The following is a 26,248-nucleotide window of genomic DNA, read 5'->3' as shown; positions in this document are numbered from 1 at the left end:
AATTTCTGTCCTAAGCCAGTTGATTTATTATATGCTGCCGGTTCCCTCTCCCAAGTTTAAGATTGGTTAATTCTGATTACTTTGGTGCTGTTTTCTGCATCCATCGACGAGTGCCAAAAAATTGACAGGAATGAGAGGCAATTTTTGCCGCCGATGCGATCGCATCGGCAAAACTTTTCCGTAGGATATAGTTACAAAAGGCACCATGAAAAATGTCCCCAGCACCCATCGTATCAACGGGATTTATTTGGGGAACTTCTATCGATCCGCTTGTACCCTGCGAAAGATATTGGATAGGTTTCTCTCCGCCAGTGATAGCGATGTGAGGAATCCCTAGTGCGGATAGATAAGAAAGAACTTCCTGCTGTGCGCGATCGCAACTTGGGGGATGAAAATTTTCCGAACAAATGGCGTAATCTACAAAGGGCAATATTCTTTCAAATCCAGGCTTCCAACTGCCGCCATCTATGACAACAGGGATCTGATTTTCTTTAGCTAATCGGGCAATTTTCTCGCCAGCTGCCATTTGGTGCCCATCAATGAGTACAATATCAATTTCCTGTAAAATATTGAGGGGCAGACATTCACCGCTAACTTGTGTTTTCGTCGCATTGATCGAGATCGCCGCGCGATCGCCTGTTGCCTGAGTCGTGATAATAGAAGAAATCGGCGGAGGTTCAGATTGGCTAGGTGACAGGTCTATCAGCGTCACTGAGTGACTGTCCAAATCAGTCCGGATCAGGCAATTAATTGGATGAATACCAACTATACCCAAAAGGCTTGCTCGATTGCCCAAATAACTAAAAGTCACGGCTGCATTGGTCGCAGGGCCTCCTGCCGCCACCGTATAGTCAGATGCAACAATTTTCTGATTTTGTTCGGGTAGACCCGTCGTTAAATACACCAGGTCTAAGGTAACTAATCCTACAAAAAGTCCCTGAAAAGCCATTGATTATTTTTCCTGTTCCGACTGACCCAATTCTCTACGGACAAGTGGGTTAAATGCTAGTTGCTAAAATTATTACCGACAACGATTAACACATAAAAATTAACTCAAAAGTTTATCTAGAAAGCCAATTAATTGTGAAATGCAGCAAATTTTTTGGGCATCCTAAAAGTAGCGGGAACCTTTGTTGAACATCCTTGCAGATTAATCAAACCTACCGCTAATCCTTAAGGATTCACGACTAATGCTGCAATTTTTAAAAAATTTAATCTCTCCAAATTGGTTTATTCCCCACGGGCGCGGCTATCTCTGGCAACCAGGGTTAGTCTCGCTGCATATCGTGGCAGATGCGTTGATTGCGATCGCCTATTACTCGATTTCCCTCGCCTTGCTCTATTTCATCCACCAACGACAGGATTTGCCCTTCCGAAGGATATTTTTCCTGTTTGGAGCTTTCATTGTTTCCTGTGGCACGACCCACCTGATGGAAATCTGGACGCTCTGGCATCCAGCTTATTGGCTTTCGGGTGCCGTCAAAGTGATTACCGCTATCATTTCCGGTTACACAGCTGTCGAACTGATTCGTTTGATTCCCAAAGCACTGGCAATCCCCAGTCAGGCACAACTAGAAGCAACGAACCAAAAACTCAGTCAGGAAGTCATCGAACGCCAGCAAGCAGAAGCAGCATTGCGGCATAGCGAAGCTCGCTTTCGCTCAATTTTTGAGGGAGCAGGCATGGGAATCGCGATCGTAGACATGGAAGGTCATGTCGTGACAACGAATCCGGCACTCCAACGGATGCTGGGTTGCAAAGAGGATAATTTGCCAGGAGGATATATTCAAGAAGATACCACTCCGAACGAAGTGGGTTGGGATCGTTACATTAACTTACTCGCCGGAAAATATGACTATTCTCAAATGGCGAAGCGTTATCTAGGAAAGGATGGACATCTGATTTGGGGTCGCGATTGCTATCAAATGGAGCAGCGTTACCTGGGAAAAAATGGGCAGATGTTGTGGTGCAACATCACTGTTTCCCAAGTGCGGGACGCTGAGGGCAAACCGCAATTTGGCATTCGCCTGGTGGAAGATATCACTGCCCGCAAGAAAGCAGAGGCAGCACTCAAACAGTACCAAGAACATCTAGAAAAAGTGGTGGGAGAACGAACTGCCGAACTCACCAAAGTCAACGAAAAACTCTCCTGGCAAGCAAACCACGATCCACTGACGGGAATCGCCAACCGTTACGAATTTGAGCAACGTTTGCAAGAAGCGGTGTCAAATACCAGAATGCAAAACCAAGAACACACGCTTTGCTATCTGGATCTCGATCGGTTCAAGATTGTTAACGATACTTGCGGTCATGTTGCTGGCGATGAATTGTTGCGTCAAATCAGTAGTTTGTTGCAAAGCAGAGTGCGTAGAACTGATGTTCTGGCACGATTAGGCGGTGATGAATTCGCCGTGCTGCTGTACCAATGTCCCACAGATGAAGCACTGCGAGTTGCTCATTCGCTCCTAGAGACCATTCAGGAGTTTCGATTTGCATGGCAAGATAAAACTTTTACGGTCGGTGTCAGTATTGGTGTCGTGACATTTGACGCCAATTCTTCCAGTTTGTCGGGCGTTGTTAGTGCTGCCGATGCAGCTTGCTATGAAGCTAAAAATCGGGGACGAAATCGCGTGTATGTCTACCAAGCTGACGATCAAAAACTGGCGCAGCAGCACAATGAAGTGCAATGGTTGAGCCGATTGAATCAAGCGATCGCGCAAAGCGGGTCTGTGAAGCTTTTGGCTACTCCTGAAAATACGTTACCAGCCAAGAATCAATTCTGCTTGTACTACCAACCGATTGCCCCTTTGAATGCCGAACTAACCACCGGCGAACATTACGAAGTTCTGCTGCGTTTCGTGGATGACAGAGGCGAGTTGATCCCGCCAATGGCATTTCTCCCCGCCGCTGAGCGATACAACCTAATGCCTGCAATAGACTGCTGGGTGATCCGTACCTTCTTGGCGATGCTTCACCAATCAGAAATTCAGAATTTAGAACCCCAATTTCAGAATTTTGCATCTTACCCTAGGGGAAGGATTCGCAACTCCTTCGTTGCTGGTGCTAGCAATGTTGCCACTTCGCCTCCGCTAACACCCTACATCCTTCCTCCTTCATCTTTTCCCCTGTATACTATCAATCTCTCTGGTGCTACCGTTAATGACGACCAGTTTATAGAATTCCTTAAAGAGCAGTTTTCCGTCTATAAAATCCCCCCACAGATGATCTGCTTTGAGATTACTGAAACTGTCGCGATTGCAAATTTGAGTAAAGTCTCAGGGTTAATTAAGGAAGTTAAAGCTTTAGGGTGTCGTTTTGCTTTAGATGATTTTGGCAGCGGGATGTCCTCGTTTGCTTATCTCAAATATCTGCCACTAGATTACTTAAAAATTGATGGAAGTTTTGTAAAAGATATTGCTGATGACCCAATTCATTTGGCACTGGTGGAAGCGATTAACCGCGTTGGGCACGTCATGGGTCTGAAAACAATTGCTGAGTTTGTCACGAATGACTCGATTTTAGAGAAGGTAAAATTTTTAGGAATAGATTATGCCCAAGGTTATGTCATTGCCAAACCCCAGCCACTAGAATTCAATTAAAAATGTAAAATTAAAAAGGAAATTGTTCTTTTTTAATTTTACTTGTTAATTTTTAATTGATTTGATGCAAACTGAGCCAAAATTGGGGACACTTTACATCGTCGGGACACCGATAGGCAACCTGGAAGATATGACCTTTCGGGCAGTGCGAATTTTGCAAACGGTGGACGCGATCGCAGCCGAGGATACGCGCCACACGGGGAAGCTGTTGCAGCACTTTCAAATTAAAACTCCCCAGTGGAGTTACCACGAACACAACCAGCAGCAGCGGATTCCAGAGTTGTTGGAACAACTCAAAATCGGGAAAGCGATCGCGCTTGTCACTGATGCCGGGATGCCGGGAATCTCCGATCCGGGCTACGAACTGGTAAAAGCTTGTATCGAAGCAGCCATTTCCGTCGTTCCCATCCCCGGTTGTACGGCTGTCACGACTGCCTTAAGTGCCGCCGGACTCCCCCCAGACAAATTTGTGTTTGAAGGCTTTTTACCCGCAAAAGGTCAAGAACGGCAAGAACGTTTGGAAGCTTTACAAAGCGAAAACCGCACGATTGTATTTTACGAAGCTCCTCATCGGTTACGACAAACGCTGCAAGACTTAGGGGCTGTATTGGGACTCAGCCGCCAAATTGTACTGGCGCGGGAGTTAACCAAGTTGCACGAGGAATTTTGGCGGGGCACCATTAGGGAAGGAAGCGATCGCTATGCCACCCGCGAACCCCAAGGAGAATTTACCCTCGTCGTTGCCGGTGCCGAGTTAACGATGCCAATGCTGTCGGAAGAGGCGCTAAAAGCCGAGTTACAACATCTCCTGCAAGCAGGAATCTCGCGATCGCAAGCCAGTCGCCAGTTAGCAAAAGCCACCTCTTTTTCCCGCCGCCACCTCTATCAGTTAGCGCTAGAAATTCCGGCTGAAGCTCTAACTGAGGAGAAAGAAGTAGATGAACCCTAAAATTAGTTATTAGCCTTTAGTGCTTAGTTAGTAGCAACATAAGCACTAAGGACTAAGGACAAATGACAATTACTCATTACCTCATCTCAATAACAGACTCGATACATAATTGCGTTAGGTTTAGCCCGTGAAAGCTCGATTTTTTCTGTCTAGTTCCTTGCTTTTGCTCATGACACTCGTGGGTTGTAGCACGGCGACGCCGCCAACTCCACAAGCATCCGTTTCACCTACCAGCACAGCGACACCCCAGACAGTGCAAGGGTCGCCTAGTCCCACCCCGGCTACGGAATCTCCAAGTCCTAGCCCAGTCTCGGAAACAATTTCTGAAAACCAGAAAATTTCAGCCACAGGGATTGGCCCTGCTAAGCTGGGAATGACTTTAGGCGAACTCAAAAAAGAGCTGGGTTCAAAAGCTGAATTTAAGGTGCAGTCGCCTTACATCGTGGATTTTGATGCGATCGCTGTCAGCCAAAATGGAAAGGTGCAATATTACATCCTCTACCCAGCCGGGAACCCCTTAGCTGATTCGGCCAAAATCGATGCTTTAGTAACCGAAAATTCTAACTATAAAACTGAAAAAGGAGTCGGTCCCGGAACCTCTCTCAAACAAGCAGAGGCAGCCTACGGAGACGCCACCTTGTCTTACAACCTTGACAATGAAGGCAGAGAATACGTCCGGTTTGCTAATCAACCAGCTAAGAGTATCTCCTTCCGTCTTGGAAATGCTAATGATGCAAGCTTGATAGGAGTTTATTCTTCAAAATCAGGATCGGGCGGATTGTCTGAGACAAAGCAATTTAAAGACGCTGCCTCTATTCGCTCAGTTGAAGTGAATTGATAAAGGAACTGCGTTTTAGATTTTCGAGTTCGCAATCCAAATTGTGAACTCCTTAGGGTTATTCCATCTCTGCCAGTAGGCACTTCCAAAAATTTATTTGTGGCGACCTTTAGGCGAAAGGGTATCGATATTCTCCCTCATCGCTTTTCAATCTATGCATGACCCACATCTCTTGAAATCTGGTAGGGTTGCAGCTAAAGGATTGTGAAACTTATCGGTAATACATAAGCTTTTCGGAAAGCTTAGAAGGTTATGAGTAGTCATTCTTAACGAATGACTACTCACTAATTACTCATCACCTCAGCCGCCCTGAAACACTTCCAAAGAAAACATTTCCGTCATCGTCCGTAAATAAGGTAACAAGATTGCCATATCATCAGCGCTCAGATGGGAGTGCATTGCCCAACCCATTGCCTGAAGCATATCTTGCACCAATCTCCAGCTCACATTTAAGCGAGGATATAACATCACGCATAAAGGAAACAGTTCTCGCTGTACGGAGCAGATATCATGTTCCAAAACGCATAAACAAAGATAAACCTGAAACATCTCAGCATCGCGAATGCTAGCGGTTCTGACGACTGCTTCGCTCAAAGATCCGCTGTAAGTGCGATGGTTGGAATGTAGGCGGCAAACCTGATTACAAACCGTTTCGGCAATTTTGCTACTAATCGGTAGAAGATGCTGAACTGCGGCTAAAACTGGAGAATCATAATTATAGTTAGCCGCTGCTGAGTAGGCAGCTCGTAGCGGCATATACATATGATCGTCCATCATTTTTAAGTACGGCATCCACAGCGCTTTCTCTGGCGGCGAAAGCCACTCCAGTAACATCTGACCTGTGTAATGAAACTGCATACTTACAAAGCCGATGGCACGGGGATCGACGTTAGTGTATTTGTCGCGTACCTGCCCAAAGTCACTACCTGCAATCACTGACACCCGTTGTGCTGTAGCTCGCTCAGCATAACCATTCAAAACTTTTTGAAATAAGTAGCGAGTATCGGCAGCAATTTCTAATGGATTGATTAAGTCTGGGTTGATGCCATGACGCCGAATCTCTTCCGATAACAGCGTTTCTGTCTTAGTCCAGGCTCTAGCACTCGCCAAAGTCAGGTTTTGCATTAGCTTGTTCGCTGTGCAAGCTCGACCTTCCTTGGACGTTACTTCTTTTAAAAATTCATTTTGTCTTAGATGCTCGGTATCATAGTCCACTGTAACTGCACGATAGTATTTTCGTGCCCACAGTGCTGCCAGAGAATGAACATTCGATTTTGATGAGTTGCGGATTGCAACGTGAGGAGACTGAACTTTAGCCGGAGCAGATGCTAATGAGGGAGTCATCACAAAATCCAAAATTGTTAAAAAAAGGGAAATTTAGCCATCCAAGGCAATTCAGCCAAGGTTTCTCAATCTGGAAAAATCAAGCTAACACACAGTAGGGTTATCCGGGTCTGTTGCCAAAAATACAAAACTTGAAAATGGTTTTGTATTTTACCAACTTTTTACAAAAGTTATACAAATTCTTTAATTAAGATTGAGTATTCAGTATTTTTACTGATTTCTGACAATCGGAGAACAAATATTTACGAATGTTAACTTAAATCAACGATTCTCATAAATTTGCTGATTTATTTGTCCAGCGGAGGGTTCTACACGCTTTCTTCACTCTGGCTAGCTATTCTGTAGTGTTACATTTAAGTAATTTCCTCTACCGGAAGTTACAACCTGAGATAAGAGTTCGGTAAAACTAAGGGTTGCGGTACTGACTCAGCTGCATACAATAACTTTAGTTAGAAACCATAGCCAAAATTATGACTAGACTCTTCATCAAATTAATAGGATTCATCCTGCTTCTGGCTGGAGTTTACTTTTTAGGTAAAAATATTATTTTTGCTAGTCACTACTTCCCTTACTATTGGCGGAACTTACCGGCAATGGGTTCCGTTTTAGCCATTATGGGCGGTGTGATTTGTCTGATGTTTTTTAGAAGAGAAACGGGCACCTTTGGGGCATTTTTGTTGGGTTTAGGAATTGTGCTAGTTTTTATGAGCGGTGGCGTAATTTTAAGACAAACTAGCCTCTGGAACTTCTTTGTCGGATTTGCTGCTTTGGCTGGCGGCTACAAATTGCTCAATGAGGGAAGAATTACTTTTTAAGTTAAGCCGCTTGTTACCGAATCGTCTATTTATGAGTAGAGACGCGATTAATCGCGTCTCTAGTGTTTTATATTGCTGTAATGATTCGTTTTGAGAAGATTTGAGTTTAGCTAGTGAGTGAGTCCCAAAAAAAAGATGCTGAAAGCGATCGCGCTTATTTCCTAATTCTTGGAATTAACGATAAACTCACTAATAATAATGGGCGTCCGGCTGATAATAGTGCTGGGATTTGCTGTTAGTTGCTCTAAGGAATAGGGTTCAATTCCATAGGTTATTACGCGCAATTGTTGCGTGGAGGCATCTACTTCAAACTCAGTCCAGCCATAGACATGAGCCGCCACATAGCTACCTTTAAGCAGGGTAGTATCAATTCCCGAACCTTCCAGCCCTAGAGGATTGTAGCCGAAGGGGATAAGACGGGCATCCACTAAATTTTTGACAAATTCATCCTTCTCGTGGATAGTTGGCAGAGCCTCATAAGCAGCTTTTTCCTCTGACGTGAGGCTGGAAAATCTTACGCTAGTAGGCCCAAACGGCTCATAGAATGCCACCGGACTCGTCATAATGTCAAAGGCATCAACCGGGATCTGAACCCCATCGGCAGACTCTTGATAGGTGAGATTGTTCACCGCTGTGCCATGAAAATCAGCGGAGATAAATACAACATTATTGATACAATTTTCCTTGATGAAACGCAGCAATTGGGTACGTTCTGCTGCAAAACCTTCATAGCGATCGTTGGCAACGGGGATGCCCAAATTTTGGATGGGTTCAGGAATCAAAATAAACTTCCAGGTAATGCAGTTATTTTGGGCATCTAGCAAATCCCGTTGCAAATCCGTAAGTTGTTTTTGACCTAAGAGCGTGCGATTTGGCTCAAAAGAACGAGTTAGGAACTCTTTTTCTTGTTCTTTAGTAGGGTTAAAAGAAAGCGGCAAATTAGCATCGCGGAAAGAGCGGGTATCTAGGATGAAAACAGCCGCGTCACTGCCATAGGTGTTGTAACGATAAAGCTTGCGCTTATTTGTCGTGCGTTCTTCGCGCGTTTCTCCATAAAATTCATCGCGTAGAGGATGATATTCCTGAAATGCTTGTAGAGCATTTTTAAACAGTTCGGTATTGTTAATTAACTCGCTACCCGTGCCGAAGCGCCCGTTCCGATGAGATGATGCTGGTGCGCCCCCTGCAAAATTATCATCAACTTCGTGGTCATCAATTGTAGCGAGGATGGAAGTAGAGGCGCGAAGATCCGCCCATGTATTTAACCCCAAACGGGCGGAATAAACTTCGTTGAACTTGATACGAAACTCGTCAAGGGTAGAAGCGGGTCTGTCTAAATCCGGCGTCTTCAGGTCAGCATAAGCAGTATCGCCATGTGCAACAAAGAACTCTAGTTGACGTTCTGGTACATTAGCGATCGCTGGGTAGGGTGCTAAATCGCCGTGCCAGTCCCCCGCCACCCCGAACCGCAAACCAGCAGGAGTCCCCAACTCAGCGGCGGTACGGAACTGACCACCAGCACACGTTCCAGCAGCGTCGGTGACTCGATAATAATAAGTTGTCCTAGGCTTTAAGTTAGTTAACTCTACCTTTACAGGTTGGTTGGAATCGGTAACTAAGCCGCTGGCAGTGCCAAGAATGGTGCAGAAGTTCGGGTGAATTGAGTATTCAAAGAAAACTGTCCCTTTGGCAGTGCTGCGCGTCCACAAAACGGTTGAAGTTTGCGTCGTATCCCCAGAGGCAACGCCATTAGGTAAGGTAGATTGACTCGAATCAATAGAGGTAAACATAGATATTTCCGAACGAGAATCTGATATATATTTTTTCTTCTCTTTAGGAAAGCCCCGTTCCGGAAACCCTCTATTTTTATTTACTTTCAGAAACTTGGAATGATTTTCCTTAACGCGCCCATTGCTGCAAAATGTAATCGTAGAATCGCTCCTTATCTACCTTTTGCATCACCCGAATTTTCCTCGCACCTGGTTCCACTTTGGTTCGTCCTTGACTGATGCCAGTAGCCACAATTATTGTCTCCTCTTCTCGCACTTCATAAAACTCCGGATGAGCAAGGTAAGCCGTCGCTAAAATATCCCAAAAATAATAATCTTGAGGAATCACCAGCGCATAACATTGCCCTGCTAAATCGGAAATAGGATAACGCCGCTGTTTACCTAATTGGCGCACTACTTCTGAAGTCACCGGCACATTGTTAGTCAGGTCTAATGGGCAAAGTACGATGGGGATTGATGTTTGCCAAACTCGATTTGCTGAGATGGGGTCCCAGTAGACATTCCATTCAGCCGAACCATCTTGTCCTGGTTCGATATCGCGGCTAACGTTACCCGGAACATTCAACGCACCTCCCATCCAAACAATTTTCTCGATTTTCCCTTCAATCTCCGGTGCCATATCCAGTGCAGTGGCTACTGTTGTCAAAGGGCCAGTTACCATCAGTGTGACGGGTGAGGGTGCAGATTGGAGCGATCGCGCCATAAATTTCTGACCCGATTCTGGCAATAGCGGTGTCTGAATTGTTTCTCGTTCGTTAAGAATTGGGAGATGATCGACAACAAACGAATCGCGGCGAAATAGGCGTGGAAATGGATTAATCCCGCGCACCGTACTTTCTGCCACTGGCACTTCTGAACGCCCCATCAAATCTAAAATCTTGCGCGTAGCACTCACGGCTGGCTGAACATAGCAATCTGCTGGCGTCACAACGATGCCAAGTGGCTGAACGTCATCCATTGTCATCAGCAGCATCGTGGCAAGATAATCATCAACGCCGCCATCGTGATCCATGAGTACCAGTTTTTTGGACATAAATCTCTGCCTGAATTAGAGTCAGAATCAGATACAACGCATTGTGCTAACTTCGCTAATTCTCCCCTCTGAAGTGGAGTTAAAGATAGCGATCGCATCTTCTGTTGCACATGGGTAAGACAACAAATATCTATCACCATTCTCAGAGATAACACTTGTTTGAGCCAGCACTACAGGGGATATGCTGATTCCCGCAAGGATGCCGATACTGATGCAGATAAGGGGTTGAATAAATGCTGACTTCCAGTGGCTTTTTAGCTTCTTATGAAGCTATGCCAAAATAGCCTATTTTCAAAATAGTTGAATTGTAGAGTGGGCAATGTCTGCCAACACTTTTTTAAACGCAAAGGTACGCTAAGGAAATCGCAGAGGTTCGCAGAGAATTTCCTTGGCGAACGTTTGGGGTAGGGACGGGTTTAAAACCTGCCCTACTGCGTACCTTTGCGTTAAAAAAATTACGCTTCTTCTCGGAGTTTATCCAAGACGCCACGATCCTCTAGCGTAGAGGTGTCGCCGGAGACTTCTTGACCGGAAGCGAGATTTCGCAGCAGTCGCCGCATAATCTTACCCGAACGAGTTTTGGGTAAGGAGTCGGTGAAGCGGATTTCGCCGGGACGCGCGATCGCGCCTATCTCCGCGACAACGTGCTTTTTGAGTTCTTTGCTCAGTTCTTCACTGGGACTATGCGTACCTTCTAAAGTAACAAAAGCTACTACTTCTTCACCTTTGAGTTCATCCGGTTTCCCCACAACCGCAGCTTCAGCAACGGCAGGATGAGAAACTAAAGCGGATTCCACTTCCATCGTCCCTAAGCGGTGTCCTGACACATTCAGCACATCGTCCACACGCCCCATCACCCAGAAGTAACCATCCTCATCGCGTCTGGCACCATCTCCGGCAAAGTAGACATACTGCCCATCTTTGGGGGGGATGTGTTCCCAGTAGGTGCGGCGAAAGCGATCGGGGTCGCCGTAGACGGTTCGCATCATCCCAGGCCAAGGGTGCTTAATTACTAGATAGCCGCCTTCGCTGTTGGGGACTGTGTTGCCTTCCAAATCCACAATATCAGCAAGGATTCCAGGGAAGGGAAGGGTAGCAGAACCGGGCTTAGTGGGAATTGCCCCAGGTAGCGGCGTAATCATAATCCCAGCCGTCTCAGTTTGCCACCAGGTATCGACAATCGGACACTTTTCGCCACCAATTACGCGGTGATACCACATCCACGCTTCCGGGTTAATTGGTTCGCCTACCGTTCCCAGCAATCGCAGGGAAGAGAGATTTCTGGCGTTGGGTAACTCTTCGCCCATCTTGATGAAAGCGCGAATTGCAGTCGGTGCGGTATAAAAAACGTTGACACCGTGCTTTTCAATCACATCCCAAAAACAACCAGGATTTGAGGCACGCGGCGCACCTTCGTACATTACGGTGGTGGCACCGTTGGACAAGGGGCCATACACAATGTAGCTGTGACCAGTAATCCAACCGACATCAGCGGTACACCAATAGACATCGGTATCCTGAAGGTCAAAAATCCACTTGGTGGTCATGTGGGTGTAGAGGTTGTAACCAGCCGTGGTATGCACAACGCCTTTTGGTTTGCCGGTACTACCGCTGGTGTAAAGGATGAACAGCATATCTTCGCTGTCCATCGGTTCGGCGGGACAATCGGCGGAGATAGTCTTTTGCATCTCATGCCACCAATAGTCGCGTCCCCCCACCTGCATATAAATTTCTTGTCCGGTGCGCTTGACAACTAGGACGCTTTTCACGCTGGGGACAGCGCCATCAGCTAAAGCTTTATCAACTTGATCTTTGAGAGGAACGATCGCATCTTTGCGCCAACCGCCATCAGCCGTGACAACTACTTTGGCTTGTCCATCGATTAAGCGATCGCGCAAAGCTTCGGCACTAAAACCACCAAAAACGACGCTGTGGGCTGCACCAATTCTGGCACAAGCTAACATTGCGATCGCGGCTTCCGGAATCATCGGCATATAAATCCCGACGCGATCGCCTTTTTCCACCCCCAACTGCTTCAACGCATTCGCAAATTGACAAACTTCCCGATGCAACTGGGCATAAGTCAGGGTGCGCGAGTCTCCCGGTTCCCCTTCCCAAATTAAAGCGGCTTTGTTCTTGCGCCAGGTAGTTAAGTGTCTATCCAGACAGTTGTAGGAAATATTTGTTTTACCACCCACAAACCACTTGGCAAAAGGCGGTTGCCAATCCAGCACCGTATCCCACTTCTGGAACCAGTGCAACTCTTGTTCTGCAAGTTCTGCCCAAAACTTCTGCGGATCGGCTTTGGCGCGGTCATAAAGTTGCTGGTATTCCTCCAGGCTTTTAATATGTGCCTTTTGTGAAAATTCAGCCGGTGGCTGGAATAAGCGTTTTTCTTGAAGGATGGATTCTATTGTGGGCTGAGACATGATGATTGCTGTAATCGGCGTTGTTACTCAAAACCATTCTGGAGGTAGATCCGACCAAAAGTGTTGTGAGTTTCGTAAAGAAAAGCAAACTGTCCTCAGCCCCCACTCTGCGATCGCTACTTAAGATACATCTAACCCCCTAATCCCCTTCCTTACAAGGGAAGGAGGACAATTGAAAGCTCTCCGATGCTGGAGAGATGTTGGGGAGAGGTAACAAGAATTGCCTATACAAACGGGATTGGCAGCCCATTTTCGGGAATTCTATCCAGTTCGATCCGGAAAGTCCCCTCGAACCCGGTTTCTCTGACATCAAACTGCCAGCCGCCGTTCACCTTCTGCATCTCCTCCTGCGGCGAAGGCTGGAAGCCTTCCCGCATAAACTGTTCATCGGCGTGGAGGTAGAGTTTCAGGTTGGGCTGTAGAGTGGTTGGTAGCAAGGCACGAACGTAGTATTGCTTGTTGAAAATCTTGTTGTCCGAGAAACCAAAGCCATAAAGATCGCGTTCGCCAATGTAAAATTCTACGCGCAACACCATGTCTTTGGCAGTGAGGCTCTTTTTCGTGTCGAGGTACCCTTGCCAGATGAGTTTGTTATTATCTGCCCAAGGAAAGCCGAGACTCTGATTGGCTTCCGAGAAGTTAACATTTTTGTCAAGCGGATCAACTTGACTAAAGGGGCCATAGCAATTTTCGGCATCTTTACTTTGATGGAAAAGCTCGAAATCTACACCCCGCGGCTTGATAGAAACGCCCAGAAAAAATTCGCTCTTGCCGAAGAAATCCTTACCACGAGTAACTTTTCCCTTCACCAAGCGCAGACGCGATCGCAAGTTCCCAAAAAAGAAGCGGGTTGCCACTTCAAACGCTTCTCGTGAAGTAATCAGCGAGTCGTCACCCCCGTGGCACTTGTGGACGAAAGTGCGCGGTGTGCCGGGGATTTGCGCCGAAGTTTGTTTGACTAAACCATCGCTGCGATTGTAGTTTGCCCCATACTCGCCCTCTAGAGAGAAAGCGCGATTTAACCGAGATGCGATCGCGGCGTCGTAGCTACGGTAGTTTGTTCCAACCACTGTCAGCAGTCGTTCTGCGGGAAAATAGTTGTGAAAATTAACGAAAGCCGCATCATTTCTAGGGTCTTTTTGAAAATCAGGATTAAAATGCTTTAACTCATCTTCCGCACTAATATTGATCCAATTTTTGAGAATTTGGAAACTGATGCCTTGGTGCGGCGTACCGAGGGTGACAATTTTGTTAATGTAATTCTCTGCCTTCTGTTGCTTCGAGGTTGGATAAGTGCGTTGAACTGCCTCGCGTGCGATGAGTCCACCCATTGAATGGGCAATGATATTCACCTTGGGCTTAAAGCCTTCCTTTTGGACTGTAAGTTCCCGAATAAAGTCGATCAAGCGAACCAGTGCTTCACCATACACGTTGAATTTTCGCTCGTCCAAGTCGTAGTAACGAAATACCCAGAGAGTTTGCCAGGGTTGCTCAACCGTTTCCAGCAGATGTAGCGCCATGCCGGGGTCGATAATGATCTTATTGCCAGAAAAATAGCCCAACTCCTTTAAGCGCATAAATTTTTCCACGATATCCTTATCTGTGGAGCGCTTCAGTTTCTCCGGTAGCAGCGGTTCGTAGGCATAAGTTTTACCGTAGTACCCGACGACGTTAGTGGTATCTTGGTACTTCCAGTTCGACTTCATAAACCGCAGAATTAGCCCCTCGTAGATGTAGTTTTCACCTTGTTTTTGAGGGTAAACAGTACCAACATTAAATCTCTGGTAGGTATCTTTTTTCTCGTCGGAAACGTCGAGTCCGCCAAAACCACGAATCAAAATGATTGGTTGGGGACTTCTTGTGGGTTCAGACATTATGACCTCTGTACTTGGGGTATGAAGCACTATTGTCTACCCATTGGAGGATCGGGACTCCAGAGTTGTTTGCAGATGTTAATAAGCGCGATCGCATCTCTTTCTACTGCGATCGCGTTTGCATGAAGTGCTGTTCGTTGCTTCGCAGCAGCTTCGGCTTGAGCTGTTGCCACTTCTGCTTGAGCGGCTTCAGCTGGCTCTTCAGGAGGCGATCGCATCGATAAACCAGTCGATGTTATTTTCTACGCATCGCTCGCAAACATGAGAGAGCGATCGCGCATTGCGCCCATTTACCTGGAAAAAGCTCCCTATAAGCTCCATTCAGCCAAACCTGATTTTATTGTTGTCATATCTATTCCGGCTTTTTATGCCAGTTCCCATCATCTCCCTTTTCGTAATCGCGCTTTACCGCACTCCAAGCAACCTTGAAGGCAGTTTCTTCCTCTGTATACTCTTCGTTAGCCTTGTTAAAGGCAGCGAGAAAAATTTCTTGGGCGTGCTTGGGTAGGTGATTTTTTACCGAATCTGGTAATTCGTCAGTTTGTTTATAAGGCATAAATTTAATCACCTGATTCATGTAATACTAACTTGCAATTTTAAAATTTTAAAATCCTATCTCTAAAGACCTATTTTCTAATTTAATTAACTAGAGATAGCAAATAAAATAACTTGAGTCTCTCTAGAACCTGAATCAATAATCTCATTATGAACCTCTACCTTGGCATTGATTTTGGCACCTCTGGCGCACGAGCCGTCGCAATTCACGCGGATGGGACGATCCAAGCTGAGGCGGAATATCCCTTTGAGGGAGTGGCATTGGCTGCAAGCTGGGAGAAAGCTTTGTTTTCCTTGATTGAGCAAATCCCTTTGGAAGTACGCGGGGAAATTAAAGCGATCGCTATCGATGGAACTTCTTCCACAGTGCTGCTGTGCGATGACGCTGGTAAACCTGTTACTGAACCTATCCTCTATAACGATGCGCGAGGGGTGGAAGTCATGGCGCAGTTGCAGGAAATTGCGCCCCCAAACCACACGGTATTAAGCGCTACCTCCAGCCTCGCCAAACTTTTATGGTTGCTTCAAAATTCAGAGCAGGTACAAGGGTCTACTCCTATAATTCAAAATTATTACTTCCTTCATCAGGCAGATTGGCTGGCATTTTTATTACATGGAAAACTGGGCATAAGTGACTATCAAAATTGTTTAAAATTAGGCTACGATGTTGAAAATTCATGTTATCCAGAATGGTTAGTAAATCTCAAGTTACCCGTTCATCTTCCTGAAGTTATTGCCCCAGGGACACCTGTTGCTGAATTAAAACCTGAAATTGCTACTAACTTGGGATTACCCAAAGATTGCGTAGTGTGTGCTGGAACCACTGATAGTATTGCGGCTTTTCTCGCTAGCGGTGCAAAGTCTCCCGGTGAAGCGAGTACCTCCCTCGGTTCAACGCTGGTGCTGAAGCTGTTAAGTCGCACTCGCGTAGATGATGCAAAATACGGAATTTACAGCCATCGTTTGGGCGATTTGTGGTTAGTCGGCGGTGCTTCTAATACTGGCGGTGCTGTGCTGCGAAAATTCTTCACCGATGCTGAATTAGAAAGCCTCAGCAGTCAGATTGATGCAGAAAAAGAAAGTTTGCTGGATTATTATCCGTTGTTAAAAAAAGGCGATCGCTTCCCGATTAACGACCCCCATCTATCGCCACGACTGGAACCGCGTCCAGATAACCCAGTAGAATTTCTACACGGTTTGCTCGAAAGTATCGCCCGTATTGAAGCACGAGGGTATCAACTTTTACAACAACTCGGTAGCACTCCTCTAACTCGCATTTATACGGCTGGAGGCGGTGCGAAAAATCCCACTTGGACAACAATTCGCGCCCGTCATCTGCAAGTGCCAATTGTTCCGCCAATGCACGCAGCCGCTGCTTATGGTTCGGCGTTATTAGCTATGCGCGGACTCAATATCAAGTGAGAATTCCTCTCCTAGTATCTAGAGACGCGATATATCGTGTCTCTACGTTTCCTTTACAAATTTGTACATCAATACACTATCGATATACTTTCCAGATGCTAATTTCATATCTTTGGGACATCTTCCTTCTTCTTGAAAACCGAATTTTTTGTAGAGAGCGATCGCGCTGCGATTTGTAGAGAATACTGCTAGAGTCACTTTTTCTATCAGCGGCTCATTAGCTGCCCAATCAAGCAGTTCTTGCAGCAAAAACGAGCCGATGCCTTTTCCTCTCCATTCTCTGCCAACAAAAATGGAGAGTATCCCACTATGAGAGGTGCGTCTTCGGTTTCCGTTCTCAAACTCAACAAATCCGACAACTGTGTTGTCAATCTCAGCCACCAAGTAAAGTTGTCCTGGTTGCTGAGAATGCTGTTCAATTGTTTCTTTTTCCTCCGATTTGGTTAAGTTAAATTCCTCAGCCTCAGTCACCATATACTTGCCTTCCTGAGCGACTGAAAATTGAAGATCGACGAGAGCTTTTGCATCCTCAATCAAGGCACTCCGGACTGTAACAACATCTCCAGTTTTCGAGTGGTATTCCTTTGGGGCGATTTTACTCACGACTCAATCAATTGTTTTGAGTTTTGAATGAATCAGCTCTCCTGACTGTTTATTCCGCTCGTTGCAGTTGAGCAATCTTAGGATCGATGATTTTTATACCGATGCCAGGAAATCTCACGGCGAGAGTAATTTTGCTTCCTTGCCCGAAAATGTTCGTAATTTGACCGACACCAAACGCTTTGTGGAGGACGCGATCGCTCACGCTCCAATTCTGCCCTAGACTGCTGGCACCATTGGATGTTTGTCTCGGAGATGTTGACGCCATACCAGCGCGACTATTAGCAGTTGCCTTGGGTAAATTACTACTCAGCAAATCTGCGGGTAACTCCTTGAGAAACTGAGAATGAATGGCTGGTTCGCGGGAACCCCAGAGGCGACGTTCGCGGGCATGGGTGAGATAGAGTCGTTCTTGAGCGCGGGTGATGCCCACATAACAGAGGCGGCGTTCTTCTTCCAGCTGCGCCGGATCGTTGAGAGTCCGAGTATGAGGAAGCAATCCTTGCTCCATTCCTACTAAAAAGACGACTGGAAATTCTAGTCCTTTGGCAGAGTGCAACGTCATCAGCGACAAGCGCGATCGCTCTTCTTTCACATCATCCAAATCAGAAGATAGGGAAGCACTTGCGAGAAAACCCTCTAAGCTTGAATCTTCGTTTTCTTCCTCAAATTGCAGAACAGCGTTTTTGAGTTCGAGGACGTTTTCCAATCGGTTTTGCGATTCGTCGGTGCCTTGACTTTTCAAATCCTGAATATAACCAGAATCTTGCATCACTCCCTGCACGATTTCCGAAGCTGGCAGAGTGTCCAATTGTAGCTGCCAGTGGCAAATCATCTGCACAAAACTGTTAATAGACTTCGCCGCCCGTCCAGCTAAAGTCTTCACAGAGGTTTCGTCTTTGAGGATTTCCCACATCGATACGCCTAATTCTTGGGCGACATCCGAGATCGCATCCAAGGTCGCTTTGCCAATACCGCGCCGTGGAGTATTAATGATTCGCGACAAACTCAGCGCATCCGCTGGATTCACAATGAGCCGCAGATACGCGATCGCATCTTTAATTTCTTTGCGGTCGTAAAATTTTAAACCCCCAACAATGTTGTAGGGAACACCCGCACGCACCAAGCACTCTTCAAAAGCACGAGATTGAGCATTCGTGCGGTAGAGAATCGCAAAACTCCCCCAGTCTAACTCTGGATCTTTATGTTTCAGGTTGCGAATTTGATGCACGACGAACTCAGCTTCTGTAATCTCGTTGTCGGCTTTGTGACAAAAAATTTGTTCGCCTGCCCCGCGTGTCGCTTTGAGAATTTTATCAATCCGCTGAGTGTTATTTTCAATGAGTTTATTTGCCGCTTGGAGAATATTTTCCCTAGAGCGATAATTTTCCTCCAGCTTTACCATCGTCCGCGTATCGTCATCCGGCAAACCATCCCCAAAGTTTTCTTGAAATTCCAGCAAGATGGTGAAATCTGCCATGCGGAAAGAGTAAATAGATTGATCCGCATCACCGACGACAAAAACCGAGCGATTTTTCCAATCCCACTCATTCTTTCTAGTTTCTCCATTCGTCGTCAGCAGGCGAATCAAATCGTACTGAATCCGGTTTGTATCTTGATATTCATCTACCAAAATGTGACCAAATTTTCGATGCCAGTAACCCAAGACTTGCTCGTTTTGTTGAAATAGCTTTACCGGAATCGCAATTAGATCATCGAAGTCAAGCGCGTTATTTTCTGCCAGTCTATCTTGGTATTTGCTGTAAACTTCCGAGATTACCCGTCCGCGATAGTTCGCCTGTTCCGCCTCAAATTCTTTGGGGGAAAATCCCTGATTCTTGGCGTTGCTGATGGCATAACGAACCGAACGCGGCTCAAACTTTTTCTCATCCAGGTTCATTTGTTTGGTAACAATCTCTTTCACCAAACTTTGAGCGTCGGATTCGTCAAAAATAGAAAAATTGCGGCTCCACTTACGTCCTCTTTCGTCTTGATATTTTTCGATATCGTATCGAAGGATACGAGAGAACAGACTGTGGAAAGTCCCAATCCATAAGTCTTTGATGTAAATTTTATAAACGCGCGATCGCAATCTTGTCTGTTCATCCGCTGGTAACGCTGTCAGCGGCTTCCCATATTCTTTTTCAGCAAGCTGTTCGGCAAACAGCTTTTCCATCCGCTGCTTCATCTCCCGTGCGGCTTTGTTGGTAAAAGTCACCGCCAGGATATTTTCCGGATCGACCCGGTGCTTCAAAATGAGATTGGCAATTCGATAAGTCAGCGCCCTCGTTTTGCCGGAACCAGCACCGGCAACAACCAGCAAAGGCCCGCAGAAATGCTCAACAGCGCGGCGCTGGGAGGGGTTGAGGTGGCTAAGGAAGTCAGTAGTGGTGGTCATGGTTCAACTGGAGGGATGCGACGCAAGAGCGTATTTTAGCAAGGCTATCCCATACTACCTAACCTGGTTGACCACCATTGCCGCCCCTCGCTTAAGAGAGTGCGATCGCCCAGCATTAACTTCTCATCCCGAATGTGGCACTACGGATAAGATTCATGCAGACATTTTGCCTGAATCAAGTCCCCACTCGTGCTTCAGAAAGGACTTGTACATATTTTCTTTGACGATCATTTGCTCGTACAGCATAATCAAAAATTCCTGTGCTTGTTCGCGGGACATATTTTGCACTTGGTCTGAGAAGCTTCTAATACTGAATTTTTGCTCTAAAGATAATTCAATTGGCTGATTCATAGCGAGTTCCTTTACTCGTTATAAGATGAACTTTGAACCGATTTTTGATTCTCCCTTGTTGTTTGTTATTTGCTAGGGAAATAACTGGGTTCTAAATGTTGTGTAGCATCAAAAAGAAAACTTGGTATTAGATGCATAGCAACTTAACCGACACTCAACGCCATTTTGTAGCCTGCATACAAGGGAAATCTGAGAAAGAGATTTTGTGAAATTTGATTCACGTTCTTGTAAACTTGTCAAGTCAACGCACCGGATTTATGCAAAATTTTAAATAAGTTAACATTATCTAGCAACCGTTACAGCGATAACCAATTGCAACGCCTCTGCTGCCGTATCCAGCAAAGCTACGAAGTGACAATTCCTTGTTCCAGTGAAGTCTAATATTGATACTATGACGAGCATTTCTTCAGGACAAACGCTGCTAGAACAGCATCGGCAGCAATTTCCAGCTCTAGTGAATAAAGCGTATTTCAACTATGGCGGTCAAGGTCCGATGCCCCAAGCAGCTTTGGATGCTATTTTCCAATCCTATGAATACGTGCAGCGAGTGGGGCCGTTCTCCAATGAGGTAGGTACCTGGGTGGTACGGGAGGCAACGGAAACGAGAGTTGCGATCGCGTCTTCTCTGGGTGTTCCCACCGAAACCATTACCCTGACTGAAGATGTCACCGTCGGCTGCAATATCGCCCTTTGGGGCATGGACTGGCAAGCAGGAGACCATCTGCTAATTTCTGACTGCGAACATCCAGGCATTGTGGCAACCGTACAGGAACTCCAACGACGCTTTGGCATTGAAGTATCCTGCTGTCCGCTCATGGGAACTTTGAATGAAGGCGATCCCGTAGCAGCGATCGCAGAATATCTGCGCCCCAAGACCAGAATGGTCGTGCTGAGTCATATCCTCTGGAACACGGGTCAAGTCTTGCCGCTGGCTGAAATTGCTGCCGCCTGCCGCAACCATTCCACCGAGAATCCCCCCATCAGAATTTTGGTGGACGCAGCTCAATCCGTGGGGTCAATGCCGTTAAATTTGACAGAATTGGGGATTGATTTTTATGCTTTCACAGGTCACAAGTGGTGGTGCGGGCCAGAAGGCGTCGGTGGTCTGTACGTGCGACCGGAAGCTTTAGAAAGCCTGAATCCCACGTTTATTGGCTGGCGCAGCATTATCGCCAATTCATCCGGTCAACCAATTGGCTGGCAACCGGATGGGCGAAGATATGAAGTAGCGACTTCTGCCTATCCCCTCTATGCTGGGCTTAGGGCAGCGATCGCTCTTCATCAGCAATGGGGAACCCCAGAATCTCGCTTCCAACAAATCCTAGAGTTGAGCCAATACCTCTGGCAACGTTTAGCCGAAGTTCCTCACATCAAATGTCTGCGAAATGCACCGCCAGAATCCGGTCTTGTCTCCTTCCAGCTTTCAGGAGGGGGCAATCACCAGCAATTAGTACAATCTTTAGAAAATCAAAACTTGCTGGTTCGGACAATCCGCAATCCCGACTGTGTACGCGCCTGCGTTCACTATTTCACCCTGCCATCTGACATTGACCAACTTGTTGAAGCCATTCAAAAATTGAGTCAGTAGTCACGGGTCATTAGACCTTAGGAATTGGCAACTAGATTAATGACTAATCATGACTGACTACTGACTAATGACTGCTAAACACCCAATTTTATACATCGCTATCACCAATCATGGCTTTGGTCATGCAGTCCGGGCGGCATCCGTCGCGGCGGCGGTTCAGCAAATGTATCCAGAAATTTTGCTGATTCTGGTAACAACAGCACCCCGTTGGTTACTAGAATCTTATATTCCAGGGGATTTTATTCATCGCCCCCGCGCTTTTGATATCGGCGTTGTGCAAGCTGATAGTTTCGCAATGGATAAAGCTGCGACTTTGGAAAAAGTGCAACAAATTCGCGCCCAAGAGAAATCGATAATTGCAAGTGAAGTAAACTTTATCCGTCAAAACCGAGTGGGTTTGATTTTGGCAGATATTCCACCGCTGGCAGCGTCAATCGGCAAAGCCGCTGGGATTCCTTGTTGGATGCTGAGTAATTTTGGCTGGGATTTTATCTATCGGGAGTGGGGAGGAGAATTTAATGCAATTGCGGATTGGATGAGTGAATGTTATGCAAAGTGCGATCGCTTGTTTCGCTTGCCCTTCCACGAATCGATGAGCGCTTTCCCACAGATCGTCGATGTCGGTTTAACCGGCGGCACTCCTCGCCACAGCGCAGACGCACTACGATCTCAATGGGGAATTACCACACCAACCGAGCAAACCATCTTGCTCACCTTTGGCGGTTTAGGGTTACAAGAAATTCCCTACAACAATTTGCTGAAGTTTTCCGATTGGCAATTTATCACCTTTGACCGGAATGCACCCAATTTACCGAATCTTATAAAAATTACAGACCAATCTTACCGCCCAGTCGATTTTATGCCAATATGCGGGCGCGTCGTTTCCAAACCTGGATACAGCACTTTTGCCGAAGCTTTGCGATTGGGAGTACCCATTGTGACGCTAACACGAGAAGATTTTGCCGAAGCGCCTCTGCTGCTTGAAGGCATCCAAAATCATACTTATCATCAAATTCTACAACCTGCTGAGTTCTTCCAAAGCAACTGGGAGTTTTTGCATCAACCAATGCTTCCACCCCATCAATCTCAGATGGTGGCGACAGATGGAACCGAAGCGATCGCCCGTGCTGTCGTCAGCTATTTCCAAAACCGTTAATTTTTTCGAGCCGCAATGACTCATTACCAACAGATCCTGACTGTTCAAACTCCTGGCAAATCTTTATACAAAATTACGCCCAAAGTTCAAGCGATCGTTGCAGATTCGCGTATACAGACTGGACTTTGCACCCTGTTTTTGCGTCATACCTCAGCCAGTCTGCTGATTCAAGAAAATGCCGATCCAGATGTTCTCAAAGATTTAGAGAACTTTTTAACAAAACTCGCGCCGGAAAGCGATCGCTACTTCCACAATGCGGAAGGCCCTGATGATATGCCAGCTCACATTCGCACTGCTGTGACTCATACTTCTGAACAAATCCCTATCGCTGGCGGTAAATTGCTATTGGGAACCTGGCAGGGAATCTATATTTGGGAACATCGGCAGCGCGGTCATTATCGAGAAATTGTTGTTCACATCGCGGGTGACTAAGCTAGATGAGCGTTCCAAAACGCTAGTGACTTCAATCCGTAACTGCGACACAACTTTGTAACTAGCGATTGATTGCTTCTGGGTGGCGCTCAGCGCTGCTGGTTTCTACTTCTATTGAGTCTTGCTCGACAGGAAGTAATTTGAGCAGCTGTAAACCCAAGAGAATCAAATAAAGAGGATTCAGTAACCAATAGCGCTTCCATAGGCGTTTGGGTTCCTGTAAAAAGCGGAAAAGCCATTCTAAACCCAAGCTTTGCATCCAAAACGGAGCTTCAGGAATGTTGCCAGAATGAAAATCAAAAGCAGCACCCACCGCAACGATCGGACAATCTAGCTGATGGCGATGATTAAAAGCCCATGCTTCTTGGCGCGGACAACCCAAAGAAACAAAGACAATTCCCGCGCCAGATTCCCGAATTTGTTTAGTGTATGCCGCATCTTCTTGCGGCGTTAAAGGGCGAAACGGAGGAGAAACTGCCCCGGCAATTATCAATCTGGGAAATTTTTCTTGTAGATTCTTCTGTAAAGTTTCCAGAACTGCTTCCGTAGAGCCATATAGAAAAATACTTATTTCTTTAGCAGCAGCTTGTTCGCAAATATTTAACATTAGCTCTGGACCCCGCACCCGCTCCGGGAGTATCTCTTCATCACGATTACGAAGAAGATTGAGCGCCCAACGCACCGGCTGACCATCAGGGGCAACTAGAGTAAATTGATTGAGTTGATAACCATGACCGTCTGGGTCAAGATAACCGGAGGTAATGCTATGGACATTCACTGCTGCAACGGTACAAGATTGGCGTGATTGGGCACTTTGAATAATCAAATCCGTACAGTCTTTATATTTAGTACGACTGACTCCAATTCCCAATATATTTGTCTTAATTGGAGTTGTTTTTAAAGTTCGGGTGTTCATCTTTACCTTGAACTCACATATATTTTGTAGAGCGATCATAATTTACCTTTGCAGTATAACTTTGCAAGTACTTTTACGAAATTTATTTTTAATGATTTTTAAGTATTGCTCTTTGAAAATAGGGCAAAAACTGAATCAACTAGCTGTAGCTTAAGATTTCTATCTCTATTTTTTTATTCCTCAGTGAAATAGGTAATTTATTACCAACTTTTATTTTTTATTTCATCAGCAAAATTGCTGAATTCAAATTGGTAGACGGGAAATGATTTTATCAACTTGGCTAGGTTCTTTCACTTCTCCTTAGAGTTTTCAATGAGTGATTATTTTCTCGTCGTTAAAGGAAAATAAATGGCTCTGATTCTAAGAAAAGTTAGGAAGCGAGCGAGCCGCGAAGCGTGTAGGGGCATTTTTGCCGAAAGCAAAGCAACCACAGACCTTACAGCCTTTATGCAGACAAGTTTATGCGAGAGTGCAGTGGCAATATATGCGTGTAATCACTGAAACCTGGAAGGGACACTCACAAATATTCAGTGATGTTCCTCACGCAATATAGACAGGAAATTAGGGAGGATGATAACAGAAGAGTTCTCACAAGCCTTTTGTCTGTCAAGTCGGCATCCGAGATTAACCGAGCAAAGAACAAAAAATAGCGATCGCGCGTCAATGATTAAGTAAGTCTAACGGTCAAAGTTTCTAGAAACGCTCAAATCTCACAGCCAGCATCCGGTAAAAGCAGAGTCGCAGTTGTAGATAAAGGACAGACAGTTAAATTTAGCTTTTTGAAGACTTGAAAACGCAACACAGGAGAAGCATCATGAATGTATCCCAGTATACAGTAAAAAATATTTCCCTGACAAGCTGGTTCTGGATGCCTCAAGAAGAGGTTTCCCAAAAGGTAGCCCCGATTCAACAACCCACAAAAGCACGGACGCGGTTGAACTTCCTGCAACCTCTGCGCGAATGGATTGACAACATACAAGTGCGCGATCGCGAACTCGCTCATCGCCTGTGCAAGTCAATCCCCTCCCAGTGCCCCTTTGAGCGCGATATCAAAGTATTTGGTCGCACCCTGTTTCACATTCCTCCAATGTGCAAGCTGAATCCGCTTTACGAAGAAGTCGTAAGCCTACGTTTCCGGGCACTTTGCTATCTAGCAGATGAATGTGGAGAAGATGTCACCGCATACTGCTAAGATTCCTTCTCAGGCGTCTTAAATTAAAGACGTGAAGATTCTGTGCATTATTGATAAGACATCATGGCTATCATTGCCCTGAGAGGCTGGTATCTCCAAGAGTATGAGCCGATTAAAGAATTAGAGAAACGTCCCCACGATCTGCGATTGAGCAAAAATAGCTTGCTGAAGTCTGGATTACGGGCAGATTTTTTAGAAGACAGCCAGGATGTTAAGCGCTCAGCTTGGTTTGGTCGTTATCTAGAAGGGGAATCGGTAGAGTTTTACATCGAAGGCAGCGGTGGCTACATAATCTCCAACATTGACCTGACAAGCCACGAGATTTATTTCACTAAACAGACGGTGATGGCGAATCTGGAACCGATTATCTTCCTCTGCCATCAGACTGAATATGCGGCGTCGAGTGAAGCCCTGCGAGAGGGACTGGCTAACGCCCTAGAAGCATTAAACACGCGATCGCGTCTTCCTTTGACGCTAGAAGTATCCAACCGCCCCACAGGTGCCTCAAATCGCCTCAACACCACGCAGATGCGAAAAATTCGGAAGAGTCTGCTATTTGTTGCTGATGGGACACCTATCACTAGCATTTCCAGGGAAGAAACGCCCCTACTCATTCCCAGTCCGAATGTTTGTGTAGAAATTGGCTACGCCTTTCAAAGTAAGCGTTCTGAACAAATTCTGCTAGCTCAAATGGAGCGTTCGGAGATGTCGGGACAGTTTCCCTTTGACCTTCCCAACCATCAACAACTGTTGTTTAACAGTGCGTCGGAACTGCATCAAACTTTACCGCCCCTGCTAGAAACCCTGCTGCATCGGTTTAATCTATTTTCCTAGTCATTCGTCACTGGTCATTACAGTATATAAATTTCAACCTGTGAAAACAGGTTCTAGCCGTGAAGCCTGAATTTTAATTCAAGGCTCTGAAGCCAGTGCTATTCGTCATTCGTTGGTTGCTACAGACTAATAA

At 45.9% G+C, this 26,248-nt stretch carries 23 protein-coding genes; 11 read left to right on the top strand and 12 right to left on the bottom strand.

What is annotated here, in order from left to right:
• Positions 1-76: 76 nt before the first annotated feature.
• Positions 77-949, bottom strand: a complete 873-nt coding sequence (locus tag NDI44_RS09770; protein ID WP_190415273.1) for a sugar kinase — start codon at positions 947-949, stop codon at positions 77-79.
• Between the two features lie 241 nt (positions 950-1,190).
• Between NDI44_RS09770 and NDI44_RS09765 the strand changes: the two genes are divergently transcribed.
• The 3 genes from NDI44_RS09765 to NDI44_RS09755 all read left to right on the top strand — a co-directional run bounded on the left by NDI44_RS09765 (position 1,191) and on the right by NDI44_RS09755 (position 5,386).
• Positions 1,191-3,599 carry an EAL domain-containing protein gene (locus NDI44_RS09765; RefSeq protein ID WP_242037176.1) on the top strand — a complete coding sequence of 803 codons (2,409 nt, stop codon included), beginning with the start codon at positions 1,191-1,193 and terminating at the stop codon, positions 3,597-3,599.
• Positions 3,600-3,663: 64 nt separating this feature from the next.
• A complete protein-coding gene (rsmI, locus tag NDI44_RS09760) occupies positions 3,664-4,548 on the top strand; it encodes a 16S rRNA (cytidine(1402)-2'-O)-methyltransferase (RefSeq protein ID WP_190415271.1) in 885 nt (294 codons plus the stop codon).
• A gap of 127 nt (positions 4,549-4,675) precedes the next feature.
• Entirely contained in the window at positions 4,676-5,386 is a 711-nt protein-coding gene (locus tag NDI44_RS09755) for a hypothetical protein (protein WP_242037175.1), read from the top strand.
• Between the two features lie 300 nt (positions 5,387-5,686).
• Here NDI44_RS09755 and NDI44_RS09750 read toward each other — a convergent pair whose 3' ends face one another.
• Entirely contained in the window at positions 5,687-6,730 is a 1,044-nt protein-coding gene (locus NDI44_RS09750) for a hypothetical protein (protein WP_190415269.1), read from the bottom strand.
• A 470-nt stretch (positions 6,731-7,200) separates the two neighbouring features.
• Here NDI44_RS09750 and NDI44_RS09745 point away from each other — a divergent pair, with 470 nt between their 5' ends.
• A complete protein-coding gene (locus NDI44_RS09745) occupies positions 7,201-7,545 on the top strand; it encodes a hypothetical protein (RefSeq protein WP_190415267.1) in 345 nt (114 codons plus the stop codon).
• Between the two features lie 161 nt (positions 7,546-7,706).
• On the opposite strand, the gene NDI44_RS09740 is transcribed toward NDI44_RS09745, so the two are convergent.
• The 3 genes from NDI44_RS09740 to acs all read right to left on the bottom strand — a co-directional run bounded on the left by NDI44_RS09740 (position 7,707) and on the right by acs (position 12,797).
• Positions 7,707-9,335, bottom strand: a complete 1,629-nt coding sequence (locus tag NDI44_RS09740; protein ID WP_190415265.1) for an alkaline phosphatase D family protein — start codon at positions 9,333-9,335, stop codon at positions 7,707-7,709.
• Positions 9,336-9,444: 109 nt separating this feature from the next.
• Complete coding sequence (locus NDI44_RS09735; protein WP_190415263.1) at positions 9,445-10,368, bottom strand: nucleoside hydrolase; 924 nt, start codon at positions 10,366-10,368, stop codon at positions 9,445-9,447.
• A 455-nt stretch (positions 10,369-10,823) separates the two neighbouring features.
• The gene (gene acs, locus NDI44_RS09730) at positions 10,824-12,797 is read right to left on the bottom strand and encodes an acetate--CoA ligase (RefSeq protein WP_190415261.1); all 1,974 of its coding nucleotides are present in this window, start codon (positions 12,795-12,797) and stop codon (positions 10,824-10,826) included.
• Between acs and NDI44_RS09725 the strand changes: the two genes are divergently transcribed.
• The gene (locus NDI44_RS09725) at positions 12,796-12,921 is read left to right on the top strand and encodes a hypothetical protein (protein ID WP_277877671.1); all 126 of its coding nucleotides are present in this window, start codon (positions 12,796-12,798) and stop codon (positions 12,919-12,921) included. The genes acs and NDI44_RS09725 overlap by 2 nt on opposite strands.
• A 100-nt stretch (positions 12,922-13,021) precedes the next feature.
• Here the strand turns inward: NDI44_RS09725 and NDI44_RS09720 are convergent, their stop codons facing one another.
• From NDI44_RS09720 to NDI44_RS09710, 3 genes are all read right to left on the bottom strand, one after another.
• Positions 13,022-14,671, bottom strand: coding sequence for an alpha/beta hydrolase (locus NDI44_RS09720; RefSeq protein ID WP_190415259.1), 1,650 nt, complete (start codon positions 14,669-14,671; stop codon positions 13,022-13,024).
• Positions 14,672-14,700: 29 nt separating this feature from the next.
• Positions 14,701-14,889, bottom strand: coding sequence for a hypothetical protein (locus NDI44_RS09715; RefSeq protein WP_190415257.1), 189 nt, complete (start codon positions 14,887-14,889; stop codon positions 14,701-14,703).
• Between the two features lie 134 nt (positions 14,890-15,023).
• On the bottom strand, positions 15,024-15,227 hold the full coding sequence (locus tag NDI44_RS09710) for a ChaB family protein (protein ID WP_190415255.1): 204 nt from the start codon (positions 15,225-15,227) through the stop codon (positions 15,024-15,026).
• Positions 15,228-15,376: 149 nt separating this feature from the next.
• On the opposite strand from NDI44_RS09710, the gene NDI44_RS09705 reads away from it, so the two are divergent.
• Positions 15,377-16,648: an FGGY-family carbohydrate kinase gene (locus NDI44_RS09705; protein WP_190415253.1), complete on the top strand. Its 1,272-nt coding sequence runs from the start codon at positions 15,377-15,379 to the stop codon at positions 16,646-16,648.
• Positions 16,649-16,690: 42 nt separating this feature from the next.
• Here the strand turns inward: NDI44_RS09705 and NDI44_RS09700 are convergent, their stop codons facing one another.
• The 3 genes from NDI44_RS09700 to NDI44_RS09690 all read right to left on the bottom strand — a co-directional run bounded on the left by NDI44_RS09700 (position 16,691) and on the right by NDI44_RS09690 (position 19,997).
• Complete coding sequence (locus NDI44_RS09700) at positions 16,691-17,251, bottom strand: GNAT family N-acetyltransferase (RefSeq protein ID WP_199292347.1); 561 nt, start codon at positions 17,249-17,251, stop codon at positions 16,691-16,693.
• 49 nt (positions 17,252-17,300) lie between these two features.
• Positions 17,301-19,646, bottom strand: a complete 2,346-nt coding sequence (gene pcrA, locus NDI44_RS09695; protein ID WP_190415251.1) for a DNA helicase PcrA — start codon at positions 19,644-19,646, stop codon at positions 17,301-17,303.
• Between the two features lie 153 nt (positions 19,647-19,799).
• Complete coding sequence (locus tag NDI44_RS09690; RefSeq protein ID WP_190415249.1) at positions 19,800-19,997, bottom strand: NblA/ycf18 family protein; 198 nt, start codon at positions 19,995-19,997, stop codon at positions 19,800-19,802.
• 391 nt (positions 19,998-20,388) lie between these two features.
• Between NDI44_RS09690 and NDI44_RS09685 the strand changes: the two genes are divergently transcribed.
• From NDI44_RS09685 to NDI44_RS09675, 3 genes are all read left to right on the top strand, one after another.
• Positions 20,389-21,585 carry an aminotransferase class V-fold PLP-dependent enzyme gene (locus tag NDI44_RS09685; protein ID WP_190415247.1) on the top strand — a complete coding sequence of 399 codons (1,197 nt, stop codon included), beginning with the start codon at positions 20,389-20,391 and terminating at the stop codon, positions 21,583-21,585.
• A gap of 67 nt (positions 21,586-21,652) precedes the next feature.
• Positions 21,653-22,741, top strand: a complete 1,089-nt coding sequence (locus NDI44_RS09680) for a glycosyl transferase (RefSeq protein ID WP_190415245.1) — start codon at positions 21,653-21,655, stop codon at positions 22,739-22,741.
• 15 nt (positions 22,742-22,756) lie between these two features.
• Positions 22,757-23,173, top strand: coding sequence for a secondary thiamine-phosphate synthase enzyme YjbQ (locus tag NDI44_RS09675; RefSeq protein WP_190415243.1), 417 nt, complete (start codon positions 22,757-22,759; stop codon positions 23,171-23,173).
• A 61-nt stretch (positions 23,174-23,234) separates the two neighbouring features.
• Here NDI44_RS09675 and NDI44_RS09670 read toward each other — a convergent pair whose 3' ends face one another.
• The gene (locus tag NDI44_RS09670) at positions 23,235-24,089 is read right to left on the bottom strand and encodes a WecB/TagA/CpsF family glycosyltransferase (protein WP_190415241.1); all 855 of its coding nucleotides are present in this window, start codon (positions 24,087-24,089) and stop codon (positions 23,235-23,237) included.
• Positions 24,090-24,903: 814 nt separating this feature from the next.
• Between NDI44_RS09670 and NDI44_RS09665 the strand changes: the two genes are divergently transcribed.
• Positions 24,904-25,281: a Mo-dependent nitrogenase C-terminal domain-containing protein gene (locus NDI44_RS09665; RefSeq protein WP_190415239.1), complete on the top strand. Its 378-nt coding sequence runs from the start codon at positions 24,904-24,906 to the stop codon at positions 25,279-25,281.
• 63 nt (positions 25,282-25,344) lie between these two features.
• The gene (locus NDI44_RS09660; RefSeq protein ID WP_190415237.1) at positions 25,345-26,115 is read left to right on the top strand and encodes a hypothetical protein; all 771 of its coding nucleotides are present in this window, start codon (positions 25,345-25,347) and stop codon (positions 26,113-26,115) included.
• Positions 26,116-26,248 lie beyond the last annotated feature (133 nt).

The sequence above is a fragment of the Trichocoleus sp. DQ-A3 genome (assembly GCF_039961975.1).
Lineage (GTDB): Bacteria > Cyanobacteriota > Cyanobacteriia > Cyanobacteriales > FACHB-T130 > FACHB-T130.
This window is presented reverse-complemented; position numbering and strand designations above follow the sequence as displayed.